Source organism: Aquimarina pacifica, from assembly GCF_000520955.1.
GTDB lineage: Bacteria > Bacteroidota > Bacteroidia > Flavobacteriales > Flavobacteriaceae > Aquimarina > Aquimarina pacifica.
This window is the reverse complement of sequence record NZ_JACC01000006.1, coordinates 20922-39109: the sequence shown is the minus strand read 5'-3', so window position 1 is coordinate 39109 and position 18188 is coordinate 20922. Positions and strand designations below refer to the sequence as shown.

General features: G+C 31.8%; 17 protein-coding genes. 10 read left to right on the top strand and 7 right to left on the bottom strand.

Features of this window, described 5'->3' with window-relative positions; genetic code table 11:
• The first annotated feature begins 115 nt into the window (after nt 1-115).
• Nucleotides 116-1033 (top strand): glycosyltransferase family 2 protein, encoded by a 918-nt coding sequence (locus DZ60_RS0103725; protein ID WP_025740592.1) that lies wholly within the window; start codon nt 116-118, stop codon nt 1031-1033.
• Here DZ60_RS0103725 and DZ60_RS0103720 read toward each other — a convergent pair.
• The 4 genes from DZ60_RS0103720 to DZ60_RS0103705 form a co-directional block, all read right to left on the bottom strand.
• Nucleotides 1023-2492 (bottom strand): oligosaccharide flippase family protein, encoded by a 1470-nt coding sequence (locus tag DZ60_RS0103720; RefSeq protein WP_025740590.1) that lies wholly within the window; start codon nt 2490-2492, stop codon nt 1023-1025. The two genes, DZ60_RS0103725 and DZ60_RS0103720, sit on opposite strands and share 11 nt — an antisense overlap.
• On the bottom strand, nt 2493-3014 hold the full coding sequence (locus DZ60_RS0103715) for a cupin domain-containing protein (RefSeq protein WP_025740589.1): 522 nt from the start codon (nt 3012-3014) through the stop codon (nt 2493-2495).
• Complete coding sequence (locus tag DZ60_RS0103710) at nt 3011-3934, bottom strand: glycosyltransferase family 2 protein (RefSeq protein WP_025740588.1); 924 nt, start codon at nt 3932-3934, stop codon at nt 3011-3013. The genes DZ60_RS0103715 and DZ60_RS0103710 overlap by 4 nt, the downstream gene beginning before the upstream one ends.
• Before the next feature lie 105 nt (nt 3935-4039).
• On the bottom strand, nt 4040-5062 hold the full coding sequence (locus DZ60_RS0103705) for a helix-turn-helix transcriptional regulator (RefSeq protein ID WP_025740586.1): 1023 nt from the start codon (nt 5060-5062) through the stop codon (nt 4040-4042).
• 192 nt (nt 5063-5254) lie between these two features.
• Between DZ60_RS0103705 and DZ60_RS0103700 the strand changes: the two genes are divergently transcribed.
• Entirely contained in the window at nt 5255-5551 is a 297-nt protein-coding gene (locus DZ60_RS0103700; protein WP_025740584.1) for a hypothetical protein, read from the top strand.
• Nucleotides 5552-5760: 209 nt separating this feature from the next.
• The gene (locus DZ60_RS0103695) at nt 5761-6984 is read left to right on the top strand and encodes a hypothetical protein (protein ID WP_025740583.1); all 1224 of its coding nucleotides are present in this window, start codon (nt 5761-5763) and stop codon (nt 6982-6984) included.
• An 84-nt stretch (nt 6985-7068) separates the two neighbouring features.
• On the opposite strand, the gene DZ60_RS0103690 is transcribed toward DZ60_RS0103695, so the two are convergent.
• Nucleotides 7069-7818, bottom strand: a complete 750-nt coding sequence (locus DZ60_RS0103690; RefSeq protein WP_025740581.1) for a LytR/AlgR family response regulator transcription factor — start codon at nt 7816-7818, stop codon at nt 7069-7071.
• 396 nt (nt 7819-8214) lie between these two features.
• Here DZ60_RS0103690 and DZ60_RS0103685 point away from each other — a divergent pair, with 396 nt between their 5' ends.
• The 7 genes from DZ60_RS0103685 to DZ60_RS0103650 all read left to right on the top strand — a co-directional run bounded on the left by DZ60_RS0103685 (nt 8215) and on the right by DZ60_RS0103650 (nt 16491).
• Nucleotides 8215-9615, top strand: a complete 1401-nt coding sequence (locus tag DZ60_RS0103685) for an RtcB family protein (RefSeq protein ID WP_174407709.1) — start codon at nt 8215-8217, stop codon at nt 9613-9615.
• The gene (locus tag DZ60_RS0103680) at nt 9615-9983 is read left to right on the top strand and encodes a hypothetical protein (RefSeq protein WP_025740577.1); all 369 of its coding nucleotides are present in this window, start codon (nt 9615-9617) and stop codon (nt 9981-9983) included. The genes DZ60_RS0103685 and DZ60_RS0103680 overlap by 1 nt, the downstream gene beginning before the upstream one ends.
• Before the next feature lie 112 nt (nt 9984-10095).
• A complete protein-coding gene (locus tag DZ60_RS0103675; protein ID WP_025740576.1) occupies nt 10096-11457 on the top strand; it encodes a CapA family protein in 1362 nt (453 codons plus the stop codon).
• Nucleotides 11447-13846 (top strand): DUF3160 domain-containing protein, encoded by a 2400-nt coding sequence (locus tag DZ60_RS0103670; protein ID WP_025740575.1) that lies wholly within the window; start codon nt 11447-11449, stop codon nt 13844-13846. The genes DZ60_RS0103675 and DZ60_RS0103670 overlap by 11 nt, the downstream gene beginning before the upstream one ends.
• Nucleotides 13847-14351: 505 nt before the next feature.
• Nucleotides 14352-15053: a hypothetical protein gene (locus DZ60_RS0103660; RefSeq protein ID WP_025740573.1), complete on the top strand. Its 702-nt coding sequence runs from the start codon at nt 14352-14354 to the stop codon at nt 15051-15053.
• Nucleotides 15054-15105: 52 nt separating this feature from the next.
• Nucleotides 15106-15792 (top strand): hypothetical protein, encoded by a 687-nt coding sequence (locus tag DZ60_RS0103655; RefSeq protein ID WP_025740572.1) that lies wholly within the window; start codon nt 15106-15108, stop codon nt 15790-15792.
• Between the two features lie 21 nt (nt 15793-15813).
• Nucleotides 15814-16491 carry a hypothetical protein gene (locus tag DZ60_RS0103650; RefSeq protein ID WP_025740571.1) on the top strand — a complete coding sequence of 226 codons (678 nt, stop codon included), beginning with the start codon at nt 15814-15816 and terminating at the stop codon, nt 16489-16491.
• Between the two features lie 284 nt (nt 16492-16775).
• Here the strand turns inward: DZ60_RS0103650 and DZ60_RS0103645 are convergent, their stop codons facing one another.
• Both DZ60_RS0103645 and DZ60_RS0103640 read right to left on the bottom strand, forming a co-directional pair.
• Nucleotides 16776-17645 carry a type IV pili methyl-accepting chemotaxis transducer N-terminal domain-containing protein gene (locus tag DZ60_RS0103645; RefSeq protein ID WP_081740381.1) on the bottom strand — a complete coding sequence of 290 codons (870 nt, stop codon included), beginning with the start codon at nt 17643-17645 and terminating at the stop codon, nt 16776-16778.
• A 58-nt stretch (nt 17646-17703) separates the two neighbouring features.
• Complete coding sequence (locus tag DZ60_RS0103640; RefSeq protein ID WP_025740567.1) at nt 17704-18063, bottom strand: hypothetical protein; 360 nt, start codon at nt 18061-18063, stop codon at nt 17704-17706.
• Nucleotides 18064-18188 lie beyond the last annotated feature (125 nt).

Sequence of the window (18188 nt, the reverse complement as noted above, 5' to 3'; positions counted from 1 at the left end):
AATATCCTATCGAACCTTAGAAAATGAAGTGTAAATATTTTGAATAAGGAGATATAAATACGTTCTTTGAAATTAAAGACAATGTATAATAAATTTTAGGCAAAGTAGTAGCTAAGTGAGAGAAAGTATATCTGTAATTATCCCGACATACAATCGTTCTAATTTGTTGCCAGACTCTGTGGCGTCTGTCTTGTCCCAAAGTTTTTCGGTCTCAGAAATACTTATTGTCGATGATTGCTCTGATACGAAACATCTAGAAGCTTTGGATGAAGTTATTAAAAAAAGCCCTCTTATCAGAGTGCTAAAGCAGCAGGTCAAAAAAGGAGTTTCGGCATGTCGTAATATTGGATTAAATGAAGCTAAAGGGCAGTATGTAGTGTTTCTGGATGATGATGACACACTTCATACTAATATGATCGAAGATGCAATACTTGCATTTAGAGAAGATGGTGCGACCGATATAATTGGTTGTCGGGGAGAAGTGGTAAACTCTTTGGGAGAACCATCTGTAAATAGTCTTAGAGCTCTGATAAGAAAAGAAACATTAAGAACCAACTATACCTATGGATTAGGCAATAGTCCTAGTCTACATTTTTTAATGTATCATCCTCTTATACATTCGCTTGTTATTAAAAGATCGATAATTGGTAACATAAGGTTTCCTGAGGGCCTAATTATGGGAGAAGATTGTTATTTTTTTCTTAGTTTGGTACAAAATGGTGCTAGATTTGGATACATTGAAAAAGTCAATGTAAATGTCAGAATACATGATGGTAATAGTTCACATTTGGCAAATCTTGATGTCAAAGAGGATTTTTACAAAGAATTGTTAGGTAGTGAATTATGTGGGAAATTAGAGTCGGCAATCATAGAAATGCAGCTTTTTTATGCCTTGTTAAAAAAGAGAAAACCCCGATGCATATTCCATCTAATTAGAAGTTTATCTCAGCCGCTCCTTTTTTTAAGGTTTTTTAGGTACCAATTTAGAATTCGTACGAATGCTTTTTTCTATTACTATAGAATTAAACCCTAGGATTATGTCTATTCGTTTTAAATCGATGTATCAATGCCTGAAGATTGGTCTTATAGTTTTTTAAGATTAAAAAGAGTTGGAAAAAGAAGAAAAGAAATCCACATAGCGCCATACTGGCAGAAATCAATATATTGTAATCGAAAAATATGATTAAGCTCGAAGCAATAATAATGATCGATAGCCCCCATAATTGACTTGGGTGAATTGTTTTGAACGTATAATTTCTAGAAATAAATTTGAGCTGTAATATAGTTCGTAAAGCTATAGAAATGAATGTAGCACTCGCAATACCGATCAAACCAAAGAGAGTGCCTAATAGGTATCCCACTACTACATTAAAAAGTATCCCTATTACAGTTATAATGAGTTCATTTTTTTGTTTTTCTGTCATTTGAAGCAATCCATTGCTCAATCCGGTCCAGCAATATATATAGGTGCTTCCTGCAAGTATAATGAGGGTTAGCTGCCCTTCTTTGACTGTAAAATCATCTCCAAAAAAAGATAATACAGATGCGCTAAAACCTAAATATACCATAAAAATAATACCATTAAAACTCGAAGAAATACGATTAAACAATCGATAGTAATGTCCTATTGTTTCTAGATCGTTAGTCTGATGAAAACTTGAAGCTAGAGGTTTAAATACTGATGAAAAAGCTACATGGGTAAGCAGAAATAATAATCCTAATGATAATGCAAGGGAGTAGATGCCTAATTCATTGGGTGTTAGAATAAACCCGCTTAGATAGCGCCCAGTGTTGAATATGAAAAAGTATCCCAGATTGATTAAGAAGAGATGAAAAGAAAAATTTAAAATTTTAAGCTTATTAGATAACCTAAATATATTCGAAAACGTAAACCCTAACTTCAATAATAAACAAGAAGAAATAATAAATGTTAGAATATCTCTGGCCAATAATAATAAAGCCAGCTTATATAAATCTAATTTTAATAAAATTGTTAAAAGAATAATTAGAACTCCAGTTAATGCATTGCAAACATCAACAATGAGTACAAATTCAGGTTTTTCCTTTGCTTTAAATACACCAAGCATAAGTTGTGAAGAGGCTACAAAAGTGATTCCAAAAGAGAGAATCATTAGAACTTCATAAATCTCAACATTACTAAAAAAAGTATCAATATATGGTAATGCTAGTTGTATAAATCCTAAGCAAATAAGGCTTACAATAGCAGTAGTGATCCATAAGAATCCAATAATTTGGTTTTCTTCAGTTTTATTACCGGTATTCAGCATTTTCTGAGCGGCAACCTGAAAACCGCCCACACCTATGGATGCAGCAAGGAGAGTAATAGATATTACAAGAGTAAGTACTCCGTAAGATGCACTACCAAGATAGTTACTAGAAAAGTAGGTAAAAAGAAATCCTAATATTTTTACAAGGCTATTATTGGCAAAATAGAGTACACCAGATGTTAAAAACCCTTGTTTTTTTGCCATCTAAAATTTGTATGGAATAGAAGGATCATCAATGGGAATACGCCAATGATCAGGATCCGTATAATTATATGCTACATCAACAATATTTAAAAGAGCACTTTCCTTTTCTGCGATATTGAATACGGCATGAAATACTTTTGGAGGAATAGTAACAATACCAGAACGAAATTCGCTTAAACGAAATTCATTAATTTTACCGTAGGTAGGGCTTTCTTTTCTAGAATCATAAAGAATAACTTTTATGGTTCCTAAATTGACAAAAATTCTATCCCATGTAGATTCATGAGCATGCCATCCTGATATAGCACCTGGATTCATTCTAATTTGAAAAACTTGGTCTACATCTTGAAACTCAGAAAACCATTCTTTTCTAAAAACTTCAGTCAAAAATCCATTATCCTTTATGACACTTTTAACCTCTTTTAATTGAACTCCTTCTATCAGTTCTTGATTTAGTAGTTCCCAATCAGAGGTAATACCTTGTTTATCTTTTGTAAGATTCGGAAGTTTCCAATTTTTCATCTGATTTCTTTTAAGCCTCTTGTTTTTCTCAATTTATTAATAAAAGCTCCTTTTTTTCTATATCTAATAAAGTGCTTTAGTACAACTGGTCTTATACCAAAAACTAAAATAGTCTTTTTTAAAAAATTGAGAATACCTTTCTTAAAAAAAAATAAAACGGAGTCATTATTTTGATTACTATAGTAGACAAAATACTTAGTAAGGATCTCTTCTCTAAAAAATGGATTATTTGTTACTTGATCATAATGGATAGCATTTTCTGTTTGTTCCTGATTCACGTAACTATTTTTTCGTTTTCCTGATTGTATGGCTACTACGGTAAATTTGTTAAGAACTGTGATTTTTTTACCATTTTTATACATTCGGGCAAGCCAATCTTGAGAGGGCGCGCCGTAAACTTCTTTGTAGGAACGCCAGGGGCCAATTTCATCAAACATTCTTTTCTTGAATAACCATGTAGAAGCGGGTGCTACAAAATTATAACGATGAGTTTTATCGGTAGAAACACAATTAATAAGCTCAACCTCATCATCTATAGGAGCTGGATAGTGCCAACTATAAACTAAGTCAGATTCATTTTTTTTTAGAGTACTCATTAAACCCTCCAGATGATCGTTAAACCAAATATCATCGTGATTTAAAAACGCAATATAACTGCCCTTGGCATGTTGTACCCCATAATTATTCGGTTTAGATTGCTCCCCGAAGTTTTTTTCAAAATTATAAAAGGTAATTCTTTTATCCTTAAAACTTGCTACTACAGATTCGGTATCATCAGTGCAGCAATCTCCAATAATTAGTAATTCCCAATTAGTATATGTTTGATTAAGAACAGATTTGATTGTGAATGACAGAATTTCACTTCGATTATAGGTTGCGGTTACTATTGATATTAGAGCTTCTGTATTTTTAGTTTTCATCTTTAAGGTTGGTGATGTGTGTTTGTAAAATCGATATAATATTTAGATTACTTGCTATTGGTTTTGATTTTTTTATCTAAAATAGATTCGTCGTTATCAGTTTTCTTAATTGCGGTTATATAGATTATGTGCACGTTCTAGTTTTTGGCGAATTTTTTTTCTAAGGAGCTTAGGTGATCTAACTTCGATAGCGTCACCAAAACCAAGTATAAGTCGTTCTAGTTCAAAGTTGAGGTGAACGAATAATTTAATAATTGTACTGCCATCTTCATGTTTTTCTACAATTTCTTGAGAATGATGAAACGGTTTTGTAATTACATAAGGGGCATTATTTCGATCAATTTTTAAAATAACCTCTTGTAGCTGTTCATCATTAAGAACCGTTACTCCTATAGTGTTTTTATAAAAAACATCTCCATCAAAACTTGTGTTTGTATATGGGATTTTGGTATCAAAATCAATAGCAATCATTCTGTCTAGAGCTAGGGTAACGATCGGTTGTTGCTTTTTAGCATTTGGTTTTCCTATTAGAAACCATCGATTATTAAATTCTTTTAAGATAAAAGGGTAAAATACAAACTCTGTAGCTTTTCTGGCAGTAAAAGATTGATACGTAATTTTTAGTACTATTTTTTTGAGAATTGCTTGATATAAAATGTCTAGATGTTCTAATCCTCGTAGTTTTTCATTTTTATCCAAATGAATAATAGCTGATTGTTGTGTTTTTTCGGTATATACTTTGTCTTCAAGACGTTGTATGATTCCGCCGAGTTCAGAAAATAAAGAGAAATCCTTAAACTGTTTTAGCATCTCAACCGTTTCTGATAAGACATTCATGTCATTTTCTGTCAAGGGAATATCGGTAATAGAATAGTCTGCATCAGCATATCGATAGTATTTTTTATCATACACCTCAATAGGCGCATTATATCCCAATTTATCACTTCTCATCATCTGAATATCTAACTGCACAGTTCGTTTACTTACATTAATATCTCTTCCTTCATATTCGTATAGTGCATCAGAGCATGACGTGATTAGGTCATTAAGAGTCCAGTTACGATTGTTATTTTGCAAACATTTGTCTATCGTTTTATATCGTATGAGTGCATTTTTATTAAGTGCCATATCTAAGATATTTGATGTAAAATAAAAATAATTTTTAACTACGTATTCTGCCTGCGTAAATATTGTGAAAATTGATTTTTTTTTTAATTGATAATAAGATCCTTATATTTGCTATGCGCAAAAGCGCAATGTTCTTGATCATTTATGCTAGTTAGTAGTCTTTGAATTTATGTTTAATTTAAATACTATAAAATGATGAATTGGAAAATTCAAAAGCTACTGAACGGAGAAACCATTATCTCAAAAGAACCAGGGAATTCTATGTTGCCTATTCTTAAGTCGAAACAACCGGTTTTGTTAAGCCCCATACAATGGGAAGATTGCAAAGAAGGTGATATCGTGTATTGTAAAGTAAGAGGTAATTGTTTTACTCATTTAGTAAAAGGTAAGAACGAAAAACGAGGATTACTAATAGGTAATAATCGAGGACATCTAAACGGATGGACTAAAAATGTATATGGTAAAGTAATAGAAATTTTACCATTGTAATATGAGCGCTTAGAGGCGCTTTCTTTGTTTCTGAACTTTTCCTTAAATATGATTCTCCATTAATTAACTCAGAACATCCGAACGTTCAAGATTAATGACCGCTCAATAAAACTCGTCAAACTAATAGGTGTTTCCAGTTTACTTTTAGTGTATTCTTTGATCAGAGGATGCTCAACCATAATTCAAATTACAATTTAAAACTCATACAAATGAATATTTTAAAAAAAACGCTAACAATATGTATTGCAATATGCAGTATTTATTCCTGTTCCGAACCGGTAATAGATGAACAAGAACCCGTAAAAAATCAAACTAGTAAGTTTGTTTACAGTGAAGATAGATTGGTTCGGTATAACGGAGAATTTCTAGAATTCGAATCACCCGAAGTGTTGGAGCAAATAAAAGATTTTATCCAAAATGCTGAATATAGCGAGATACAAGCATGGTTAGATCAGTTTGGTTTCGATCCTATGCATATTACTTATGATAAGTTAATAAGCGCAGAAGCAGAATTTTTGGATGAATTATCGAAAGAGGGAGATAAGTTGAATATTAAAAGCGCTGAGGCTCTTTCAAATTATATTACTCTCAATCGTCCGGATGTAATTGAAGAATATGCTCATATGATTAATTTTACTGAGGATGGACTCATTGATAATCTTAAGATTTTCTCAGGAGAATTGAGTTATTTGGTGAATAACAATGGAATATTAAAAGTAGCAGGAGATTTATATCAATATAATGAAGATAATTATAAAATAATTACTGATGGGGATAGTGATAAAATAGCATTACTGAATAGTACATCAAAATCAAATAGTAAACAAAATATTATTGTACAAGAAATTTCTATTCAGGGAGGACAGGTTTCTAATTCTAATAAGGTTACATCTTTTTCAAAATCAGATACTTTCAAAAATAATACATTAACCATTGGGGTTGCAACACACAAAATTAATGCAACAGTAGATCTATATTATACGTCTACTCCAATTTATGGAGATTGCCCGCCAGATCCTGATTGTATGGATCCGTACAGCATGAAAATAATTGATGAATGCAGTTCATATTGTGATAGACCCATAGTAGGTTACAACAGAAATCAATATTATATAGTAAAAGGAACATATAAACAAAGAAATCTTTTATTTGGAATTCCTATTTGGGTATCATGGAATCCTTATAAGGTTGGTTTTTGGGTAAGTGGTGATATAAATTTTGGTAAATGTGGAGAGATAGGTTCTTCATCCCGTAGTTATACTGTTTTTGCTAATAATTATATACAGAATATATCCAATGTCAATAATCGATTTTATGCCATTTATAAAGTCCCATCACTACAAACTTGGGATCACATTGATTGCTGGATTTGGGGCCAAATTAAGACGAATCATACTGATGAACTATGCGCAGGGAATATTCCTATTAATTAAGTTCAAAATTATTGATTGAAATCAATATCTCAGATTCTTAAAAATTCCTCCTAATTTTGGAGGAGTTTTTAAGAATTTATATACTTAACCCTTAGATAAAGCGGTAAGCAAATCTCCTTTTTTACGCCTAGAAACCTCAACTTCACTCCCATCAGATAAAATAACAGAACCTCCTTCTCCTCTCAGATACTGTTTTATGCATTCTAAATTGATAAGATTTGATTTATGTACCCTGATAAAATTACAGTCAATCAACAGCTTTTCATATTCTTTTAATGTTTTTGATGACACAATCTCTTTTCCGTCTTTTAGAAAAAATATGGTGTAATTTTTTTCTGATCGACACTTAATAATATCCTCAACATTTACTACGAAATATCCACAGGCATCTCCGATTAGGATTTTTTTTAGGTATGTTTTTGATTCTTTTAGATTATGGTTTAGACTTAGCAAAGAGTTTTGGATGAAATTATTTTTTTCATTTATATGCTTAGCTTTCATAATAGCTTCTCTTAATTCACGGGACCCTAATGGTTTTAAAATATATGCGATAGCAGATATTTTGATCGCTCTGATTGCGTATTTACTAAAAGCAGTAGTAATAATAATTGGTGACTTTAATTCAAATTTTTCAAAAACCTCAAAAACAAGTCCGTCTGAGAATTGAACATCTGCAAAAATTAAATCAGGTTGGTTATGGTTTGAAAAAAAAAGTGCAGCTTCTTTAACAGATTTGAGTGTTTTAATGATTTTGATTTCAGGGGCAATTTCTAGGATAAGCTTTGTTAATCTTTGGGCACTTACTAGCTCATGTTCTAAAATAATTGCTTTCAATATTTCTGGATTTTAGTCGTTTGATTCTAATTCTTACATTTCTAAATGCTTCATCTTATTTTTTTATGATATTCTAGATCCAAATAAAATATTGCAAATGAATATTTCTATATGCTACGCATTGTCACTAATTGATTAAAAACTAGTAGTACAAAAAAACAAAATTGAAACATCAAATTTTGGTCAATCAACCTCACAAATTAGTCAACATTTAGTAAAACTAAAAGAAGTAACAAAATGACAAGGGAGAACATATACATTAGGAACTTATTATTCGTGTCAAAAGCTTTTGTGTATTTTATTTGCAATTAAACTAATAAATGGTTTCTATTTTTAAAAGTACGCAAAATGATTGCGTAGAAGGATTTCACTTTTGTCTCATAAATAAGAACAAGTATGGAAAACAAAATTAACGTAACGGGGAAAACATTAATAGCATTAGGGTTTAGATCAGGGAAATGGTTTCCAGAAGCCATAGCGCATATTAATGACAACCAACTAGAAGGAGAAGCAATGCATACTTATTTGGCACAGTTTAAATCACCTCCTATAGTTGATTTGCATAAAGAATCAGCACCATTTATTATAAATATAAAAGCAGAAAATGAATTAGAAGAAACCAATGTTAATTCTGTCATAGCGTCTATGAATACTTTAATGAAAACTCCAACATTGGTAAATGGAGCGATTATGCCAGATGCATGTCCCACAGGATCAAACGGCACTATCCCGGTAGGAGGAGTAGCCGTGGCCAAAAATGCAATTCATCCAGGGATGCATAGTGCAGATATCTGTTGTTCTGTAATGCTGACTGATTTAGGTAAAACAGAGCCCAAAAAAGTATTAGATGCAGCACATGCCAATACACATTTTGGACCAGGAGGAAGAGATAGAAATACCCAATACAGATTTCCAGAAGAATTACTAAAGGAGTTTAAGGGAAATTATATGCTGAATGATGAAAAAATGATTCAGGCTGCAAGATCACATTTGGGGACACAAGGGGATGGCAATCATTTTTTGTTCATCGGCCGATCAAAAATTACGGGTAATACAATGATGATCACACATCATGGATCTAGAGGTCCAGGAGCAAATTTGTATACAAAAGGGATGAAAATAGCTGAACGTTTTAGAAAGGAACTATCTCCAGAAACACTAAAACAGAACGCATGGATACCTTTTGATACCGAAGAAGGACAAATCTATTGGAACGCCTTGCAAATCATAAGAAAGTGGACAAAAATGAATCATGAGGTGATTCATGATGCTACTTTAGAAGCATTACAGATCGAGGCCAAGAATAGGTATTGGAATGAACATAATTTTGTTTTTAAGGATGAAGACTTGTTTTACCATGCCAAGGGAGCTACACCATTAGATCCTAAGTTTATGCCTGATATTACAGGTCCAAGATTGATACCGTTAAATATGTCTGAACCAGTCTTGATTGTAGAAGGTAATACTACTGCAACTAATCTGGGCTTTGCGCCTCACGGAGCAGGACGTAATATGAGTAGAACTCAGCATAGAAAAACGAAAGAAGGGAAAACTAATGAAGAAGTATTTATAGAAGAAACCCAAGGGTTAGATGTTCGGTTTTTCTCTAAGGAGATTGATGTTACAGAATTACCAAGTGCCTATAAAAATGCAGAAACCGTGAGACATCAGATGGAAGAGTTCGGGTTAGGAACGGTAATCGATGAGGTGATGCCCTATGGTTGTATCATGGCAGGAGATTGGCAAAAAAATGCACCATGGAGAAGAAAGAAGAGACAGAATAAAAAAAGAAAATAATGGAACTGTATTGTAAAAAATGTAAGTATCGTATACACTCCAGAGCATTACAAGAGTCTAAATATATCGATGTGCAGTATGGTGATGGACAAGAACTTTTACCAGCATGGGAATATGTAAGAACAGATAAGGCAAATTATAATTTTGATTTCCCTATTAAGTATCTTGTACATTCCAAAAGTTTATTACTTATAGATCATGAAGATTCATTAAGATTTCAAGGATGTTGCGGACCGAGTCAATTTGGAGAACTAAATCAAGTTTGTCCACAGTGTAAAAATGAAATAGGTATTTTAGTAGCAGATTGTTGGACCTCCCATTTTATTGGGATTGATGAAACTAAAGTTACCCTGCAACCAATATGGTAATTTTAGATAAATAAACTAAATGTCAATATTTTTTAAAGACACTATAAAAGTAGTTAGAGCTTTACTACTTATACTTAGTATTCTGACTTCTTGCCAAAACAAGAGGTCAGAAATGAGTATACAGTTTACTGGTGACGTAATTTTAGACAGAGGCGTTAAGGATCAGATGAATCTTCATGGTGATTCCTTATTAATTAGTGCTTTGCAAAAGGTAGTGTCAGAAGATTTTTTGGTTGTTAATTATGAAGGAACATTTACAAATACAGATGACCATCAAAATGATGTTTTTAATTTTAATGTAAGTCACAAAAAAGCAGCTTTGTTATCAGAAGGAGGTGTTACTCATGTATCTGTCGCAAATAATCATAGTTATGATTATAAAGAAAAAGGCTTTAAGGATACAATAGAAGCGCTCAAAGAAAATAATATTATAACGCTTGGCAATGAATGCTCGCCACAAATATTAAAAAAAGGAAAGTATTCTTGTGCGGTATTAGCAGCTTCCTTAACAACACATAATGATAAGTTATGTATTTCTTCGGTTAGAGAATTAAAAAATAGCGTTAAGAAGTTTTCTAAAGAAGAACCCTTACTACCATTAATAGTTTACATTCATTGGGGGCTAGAATTACAGTCAACACCAGAGAGGTGGCAAAGAGAATTAGCAAAAGAACTAGTTGATGCGGGTGTAGATGCCATTATTGGGCATCACCCACATGTAGTTCAGACGATAGAGTTTATTGAAGATGTTCCTGTATTTTATAGTTTAGGTAATTATATTGCAGATGCATATTTACCCAATACCGATTTTTCTTATACTATTAGATTTTCTATTAAAGATAAGATCGAGGAGATATATCTAACACCGATACAGATAAAAAGGTATTTTCCTTTTAATTTAAATAAAGAAGAACAGCATGTTCAAATAAAAAAGTTTTTATCTTTTTCTGATAAAGTCTGTGCTTTAGAAATGCAAGATGATTGGTTATTAAAGCCTCTCAGTAAAGTAGATTTTAAAGAAAATACTAGCCTTTGGATAGCGTCTGCAGATACGATATTGTCTATGGTAAAACGTATGAAGACAGGTACGCATGTAATAAAATTGGAGACACCAGATAATGCTTCAAATACCGTAAGACTTCATGGTGATTTATCAGAAATGCAGTTTTCGGATATTAATAATGACGGAGTAATAGATCTACTTTTGGGAATAAGTAAGAAAGTAAATTTTGATCCCGTATACAGGAAAAGGATTAATATTTATAGTTATCAAAATAAAAGTTTAAAACCACTTTGGTTAGGAACAAAATTTATTGACGATGTCCAAAATTTTGATACCTATAGCAATCAAGATTTTAATTATCTTTCCACTATCGAAATAGATAAAAAAGGAAAACGATATTATAGAACTTATGAGTGGGATGACTTTGGGTTCGGATTAATCACAAATCAAGCTAATAGTCATGAAAACTAACCAGATTATTGTTTTTTTATTTGTACTTCTTTCTTTTAGCATAAGTTGTAAAAATAAAAGTAGACAAGACAAAGAAGAAAAACCTGATACAACGAAAGCAGAGGATAGAGAATCAATTGAAGAATTCAATGCAGAGTTGTTTACAGATAAAGAGTATTTAAGAGAGTATTACGAAATACCTCATATCAAAGAGTTTTACAGTTGGGAGGGTATGGAATATCAGCCTTGGAGTCCCGATTTTCCAGACGATTTATCGACATTGCCATATGATGAATTACGACTATTGAGAAACGAAATATATGCTCGTAATGGACACTTATTTAATGATGGTTTTTTGAGAGGACATTTTAATAAAGAAGAGTGGTACATGCCAATATTCGATGTTGATGATTTTGAGGTCGTACTTAATGAAGAAGAGAAAGAGTTAATTAATAAGATTCTTGATGAAGAAAAAAGAAGAAAGGAACATAAAAAGATAGCCAACGGGAAATTACAATTATATAATTCAGATTTAGTCGTAAATAAAAAGCAATTCGAAAAAATTCCTGAAAGCATAGAGAAAGATTTCAAAGACCAGAATTTTAGCATCTTAGAAGCAAATAGAGCCATGCCTTTTTATGCATATGATGAGAATGCCTACCAGTATATCCCGCACTATATTACTACCGATTTATACCTGTTTATACTACATAAGTATTTCTCTAGAAGTTTAGAAAAGTTAGATGAGAATTATATGTATGGTCAACTAAAATCAATTTTAAAAGGAGCTACTGAGAATCTTGATAAATTGTCCAAAATAGAACATTCGCAATTTTTAAAGACTGTAGATTGGGCGAAAATGTACAGTGCATTGGCACAATATGCCATAGGTGAAGATAAAGTCGTTGTTCCAGAGTCATACAAATCGATATTTGCTTTAGAAAAAAATAATATTGACAATCAAAGCGGCAAAGCAGAGTTTATACCGAATAGCTTAGTGAGTTATAAAGAATTAAAACCAAGAGGGCATTATACTAAAAGTGACACTCTTCAAAAATATTTTAAAGCCTTTAAGTGGATGAGCCTTAATGGTATTAATCTAAAAAATAAAGAACAACTAAAAGGATTAATAACATTTGCCTATGTCATAAAAAGCGACAATGATTTATACCGAAAATACAATGAGTATGTTTCTGTTATAGAAAAATTAGCTGGGCAAGAAGATAATCTGTCACTTTCAGATATTATGAAGTTATTAGTTGTGCAAACTCTTACTGATGCCCTTTCTGATGATCATATAACTAAGATAGCGAATCAACTTGATGATTTAGAGAAAGAAAAAATAAAACAAGTATTCGGAAAATCGTTTAAAACACCAGAAAAGGAAATTAAAAGAATGTTTTTTCTATCAAGCACCTATTCTTTGAGTGGTGAGATTTTTTCAAAGTTAGTACATGTTGATGGAGCGCAATCCAAAAGACCATTTCCTAATGGATTAGATATCCCCACAGTTTTTAATAATAAAACAGCAAAAAAAATACTAGTAGAGGAGTATAATGAAGAAGAAAAATGGTCAGAATATGGTATGAGATTAAAAAAGCTTCAGGAACAGTTTAGCACTTTTAAGGATTGGGAACATAATTATGGCTTTAAGGGAGTGCATACAGCATTATCGGCATCATCAGAGCAAGATAATTATCCAGATTATATGAAAACTGATGCTTATAATAGGAAAGAATTATCAACTTCGCTGGCATCTTGGACGCATATCAAACATGATTTGATTTTATATCAAGAAAAACCATTTGCGGCAGAATCCGGACAGGGAGGAGGGCCAGAGCCGCCAAAACACTATAGTTATGTAGAACCAAATTTAAAATTTTGGGACACAGCACTAGAATTGGTGGATTGGTTAGAAAATTTTTCAGAATTTGAGTCCAGTTATAAAAGTGAATTAAGACGGATAAAAGAGGTAGGAGAACTATTAAAATTGGTTGCTTATAAACAGATTGAAGGAAGAGAAATCACTGCAGAAGAATATAACGAATTGCATTACATAGGAGGAACCATCGAATATATATTATTAGGATTGTTAGAAACAGATCATCTCCCAGAGCGCGAAAAATCAATGGCTTTGATTGCTGATGTATATAGTTATAATCAAGTAAATCTTAATGTAGCTGTAGGTCATTCAGATGATATATATGTAATAGTTCCGATAAAAGGCGAATATCATATTGCCCGTGGATCGGTATTTTCGTATTACGAATTTACCGGAAAAATCTTTAATGATGAAGAATGGAGAAACCAAATAAAGAATAACCAAATTCCAGACAGACCTCAATGGATTCAGCCCATAATCAATACGGGTACAAAACCTTTAAAAGGACACATGGAGTTTAGATATTGAGGATAGTGAATAAAATTCACCGCAGGCATATCCAAGCTTTCACACATTCGTTAGCAATGACTTTGTTACTTTTGCTTACTGAGTACTGATGTTTTAAGTACAGCGATTAATCCTTCTAAATAGATAAGTTAATATCCTTTATCCATTAATGATTAGGTGTTTAATTCATCAGAAATCACATTTTAACTCAAGTTTTTTATAGCCTTGATTTCGAAGTAAAAAAGAGATATAGAAAAATATTATTTCTATTACCTCCCTGTATACCGTGATTAACCAACTTCGTTAATAGAAACCCAAAAAAATGTTATTCCAACTATATCCTTAATCAAAAATTACTAGTTTCGGCAACCTTAAAAAATCTTAAATCAAAAAATTAGATTTAATAGATTTATTTCTTTTGAGAAGAGGTTTAAGATCAATTTTTCCCGAAGAATTTTTCTTATCCGTAGTACATAAATTATCATGAAATTTTACAAGTAATAACTTTTTTGAAATTCTAAAATCAATGAAAAACAAATACTTACGTTTTATTGTGATCTGTTGTTTATCCGTATTTTTTGCTCATTGTGATGGAGAAGATGGAGAAGATGGTTTAATTATTAACGGTATAGACGGTACTAATGGAATCGATGGCACAGTAGGGACAGACGGCAACGATGGTCTCGGGTTTGAAGAACTAACCAAATATGGGGGTATTTCTATTACATTGGATGGCACACGACCAGATGGAATACCTTTTATCCATTCAGACGAATTTAAGTACACTTCGGTTAGTGCATATTTAGTTGAGAACACTAATCAAGTTGAATTTAATTCTAATGAAACCCATTTTTATCTTCGGAGATTCCAGGGTAGTATGGATGACATATATTTTGCTCCATTCTGTATATTTCGATTAACAGTAACTGATATGGGAGAATCTACAGAATCGTATGAGTTAGCTTTGAGTTTCAAAAATTATGGAATTGCTTTTGATAAGGTTGATTACTTCTTTTTAACAGAAGACACTTTTCATACAGCCTTTCCCGATGGTGTTTCAAACTTCGAAATTACTAATTTTAGCTTTGATGATCCTACCAATCATCTAAAGTTATCCTTTTCTCTAGATGTAGAAAGTGATGCCTTTTTGGATTATGACCTATCCATTTCTGGAGAAGTTGATGTCACGGTTTTGGAAAAAATTGATCAAGACCTCTATGAAGACTAAGATCTCGAATAACTAAAAAACAAGATAATTTTATTCTAATTAGAAAACAAAAATGAAAACTTTTTATATAAAAATCGCTCTTGTCCTATGTTTAGGAGTTTTCCTTTCGAATTGTGAGGATGGTAAAGATGGGATGGATGCAGAGATTGCCATTAATGGAGAAGATGGAATTGATGGTAGAGATGGTATCAATGGGACAGATGGTTTGGGTTTCAACGAAAACTTACTACAATATGGTAGTATCACGATGAATCTAGAGGGAACCTTCCCAGATGGAAGAATTTTGAGTAACAACGAAATTTTTGAATATGGTTTTGTATCAGCCGACCTCATTACTGTTTTTGAGCAGGTAGATATCGAGGAAGAGTCATCAATTTATGTAGCGACGCGATTTGAGAATGCTCCTAATGATAGAATTGGAAACTCTAATATTGGTTTTACATTAACAGCAAACCATTCAGAGAGTGCTATACCTTTTGAGTTTAGCTTTTATATAGATAATTATACAATTATTACAGAGGATCTTAAATATTTTTTGTGGTCTGATATTTTCGAATCAGAAGATATTACGGCTCTCAACATCACTAATTATAGTTTTAATGATGAGACGAATCATCTTATTTTTTCTTATTCTTTTAGTATAGCTCCTGCCAATAACAAAACAGGAAATGAGCTTACTGTATCTGGAGAGGTCGATGTTTTATTAAGAGATCTCATTGAGACGACAAATTCCAATTAATACAATCAAAAAAAATAAAGGATGAAATATTTTAAAATACAAACAATAATTTTATGTTGTCTTGCTCTTTTCTTTTTGAATTGCGAAGGAGAAGATGGAACTGATGGGACAAGTTCATTTGGTGCTTCAGGAATCAATGGAATTGATGGTACTAATGGAGTTGACGGAGTTGATGGCGAAAATTCTGCGAGCTATGAAGAACTTACTCAATATGGAAGTATCTCAATTTTAATAGAAGGAAAACGACCCGATGGGGTAGATTTTTCAAAGACAGAAGAGTTTAAATTCAGTACTCTTTTAGCAGAAAATATAAGTACCCTTACTACAAACGATAATAATTATACCTTTGATCTTACTAGATTCTTAACCCATGAAGAAGATTTTGCCGGAGACCCGGGTTGTGAAATCTTCTTAACGATAAATAACTTTGGAGAAACAACAGAAACCTTTGAGCTTGACGTTGGACTTTGGAATTATTTAGTTGTCTCTAGCGACTACAAGTACTTTATAATCAATGACGCCTTCTTGAACAATGGAGATGGCATTTCTAATATAGAGATTACTGATTATAGTTTTGACGATGAAACCAATCAACTGATATTTTCCTTTTCATTACAGATAGCAGGTGACAATAATGATACAGAAAATGATCTATTCTTATCAGGAGAAGTTGATGTAATTGTATTTGAAGAAATGTAAAACGTATCTTTTATCTACTTTTTTGTTTCTTAAAATAGGACTACCCGATAGATTGGATGAAAATTACCAGACATACCTCAATGGATTCAGCCCATAATCAATACGAGTATAAAACCTTTAAAAGGTCACATGGAATTCAGGTATTAGTAATACAAATAGTCATTAGAATTATATTAATACAAGAAAGAGCGGTTTTATCGCTCTTTCTTGTATTAATAAATTTTTAAGTTTCAAAATATGCTAATTATTCTAAGTGCTTTTTATTAGCTACACATTCCTCAACTTTATGGTTTTACTTTTTCATATAACACTGTAACAGCATTAAAGGCAGCTGTTAACTCATTACTGATTCTATACATTTCTTTAGGTTGAAAGCCTTGATTGAATAACTTTTCTTTATTATTCTTTACTTCTTCCCATTTAGACATTGCTATGCCCAGCTTTTCATCGATTTGAGAATTATTAAATTCAGATATCAATAACATAGTGATGGCTCCATCCAATTCATAGTATACATTTTTTAGCATTTGCTCATAATCCTGAGATTTTAAAGCTGCCTGATTTGTGAAGTAATAAAGGGCCAATCTCTGAGAAAGCATTCTTTGCCTACCTGCTGTATTAATGATTTGTTTCAGCTCTGTACTCGTTTCATCGCCACCCTCATCAAATACATTATCCTTACCTTCGTTGGCTCTTTTAGATTCTATGATTATGGCAGAAACTACATCATTAGTTGCTTTTAACAAGTCAGTATTAAGATCAATAATTATTTTTGCATTTTCATAATTAGGAGTGCTCTCTAAATTTTTCTTGTACTTTTCCCACAAATTATTTACCTGAACCAATTTATCTTTGGTTACCTTATATTTAGAATTTTGTAAAATAATTTTATTTTGCTTTTCAAATATTATTTTACTGGTTATCAGGTCTCTTTTTGCTTTTGTATCACTTGGGTTTGAAACCAAATATAAATAAGATTTGGCCATTTTCTGACTTAACATTCGTTGCTTACCAGAAATATTAACAGCTTTGTTAAAAGTTAATATTCCGAATTTGTTTTCTTGTTGTGCATTAACCGTATTTACATTGGTTAATACTGATGTTAATATTAATACTACTAACATCATTTTTATATTCATGTAGTTATTTTTCATGGAAATTTTAAATTTTGGATAGTCTTTTTTTTGGCGAACTTTTTGAATCAAGCTTATTTTAGTATTCTTGAAGTTCTAACTTTGTTATTTTTAAATTTTTTGATAAACAAATGATTAACAGCATAGAAGAATTCTCGAATTCGGTTAGATACCTTTTACAATTATCTTCATCCATCAAAAATGAAGACTCGCCCATTACACCTTTTTCAAGGTGATTAGTAACAATAAATTCTTTCACCTTGTCAATGGTGAATGTAGCTTGCAGATCCGAAGAAAATAAATTGAACAATTTCTCTGAATCTTTAGTGCTGTAATTCTCAGTTATTTGATCTATCACTTTTTTATAGTCATCCTCGGTTTGAGAAAAACCAAAATGTACTGATAGTAATAATAAAATAGTATAAGTAGTTTTTTTCATGTTTTAAGTTAATTTTTTAGAAGGTCATTTTAAATAAAATTATGGTAATACCGTAATAAAGGTATGCTAATATAGTAATTTTAATGTCTTTAATATCGATAAAATGACATTTTTTATCGATAAAA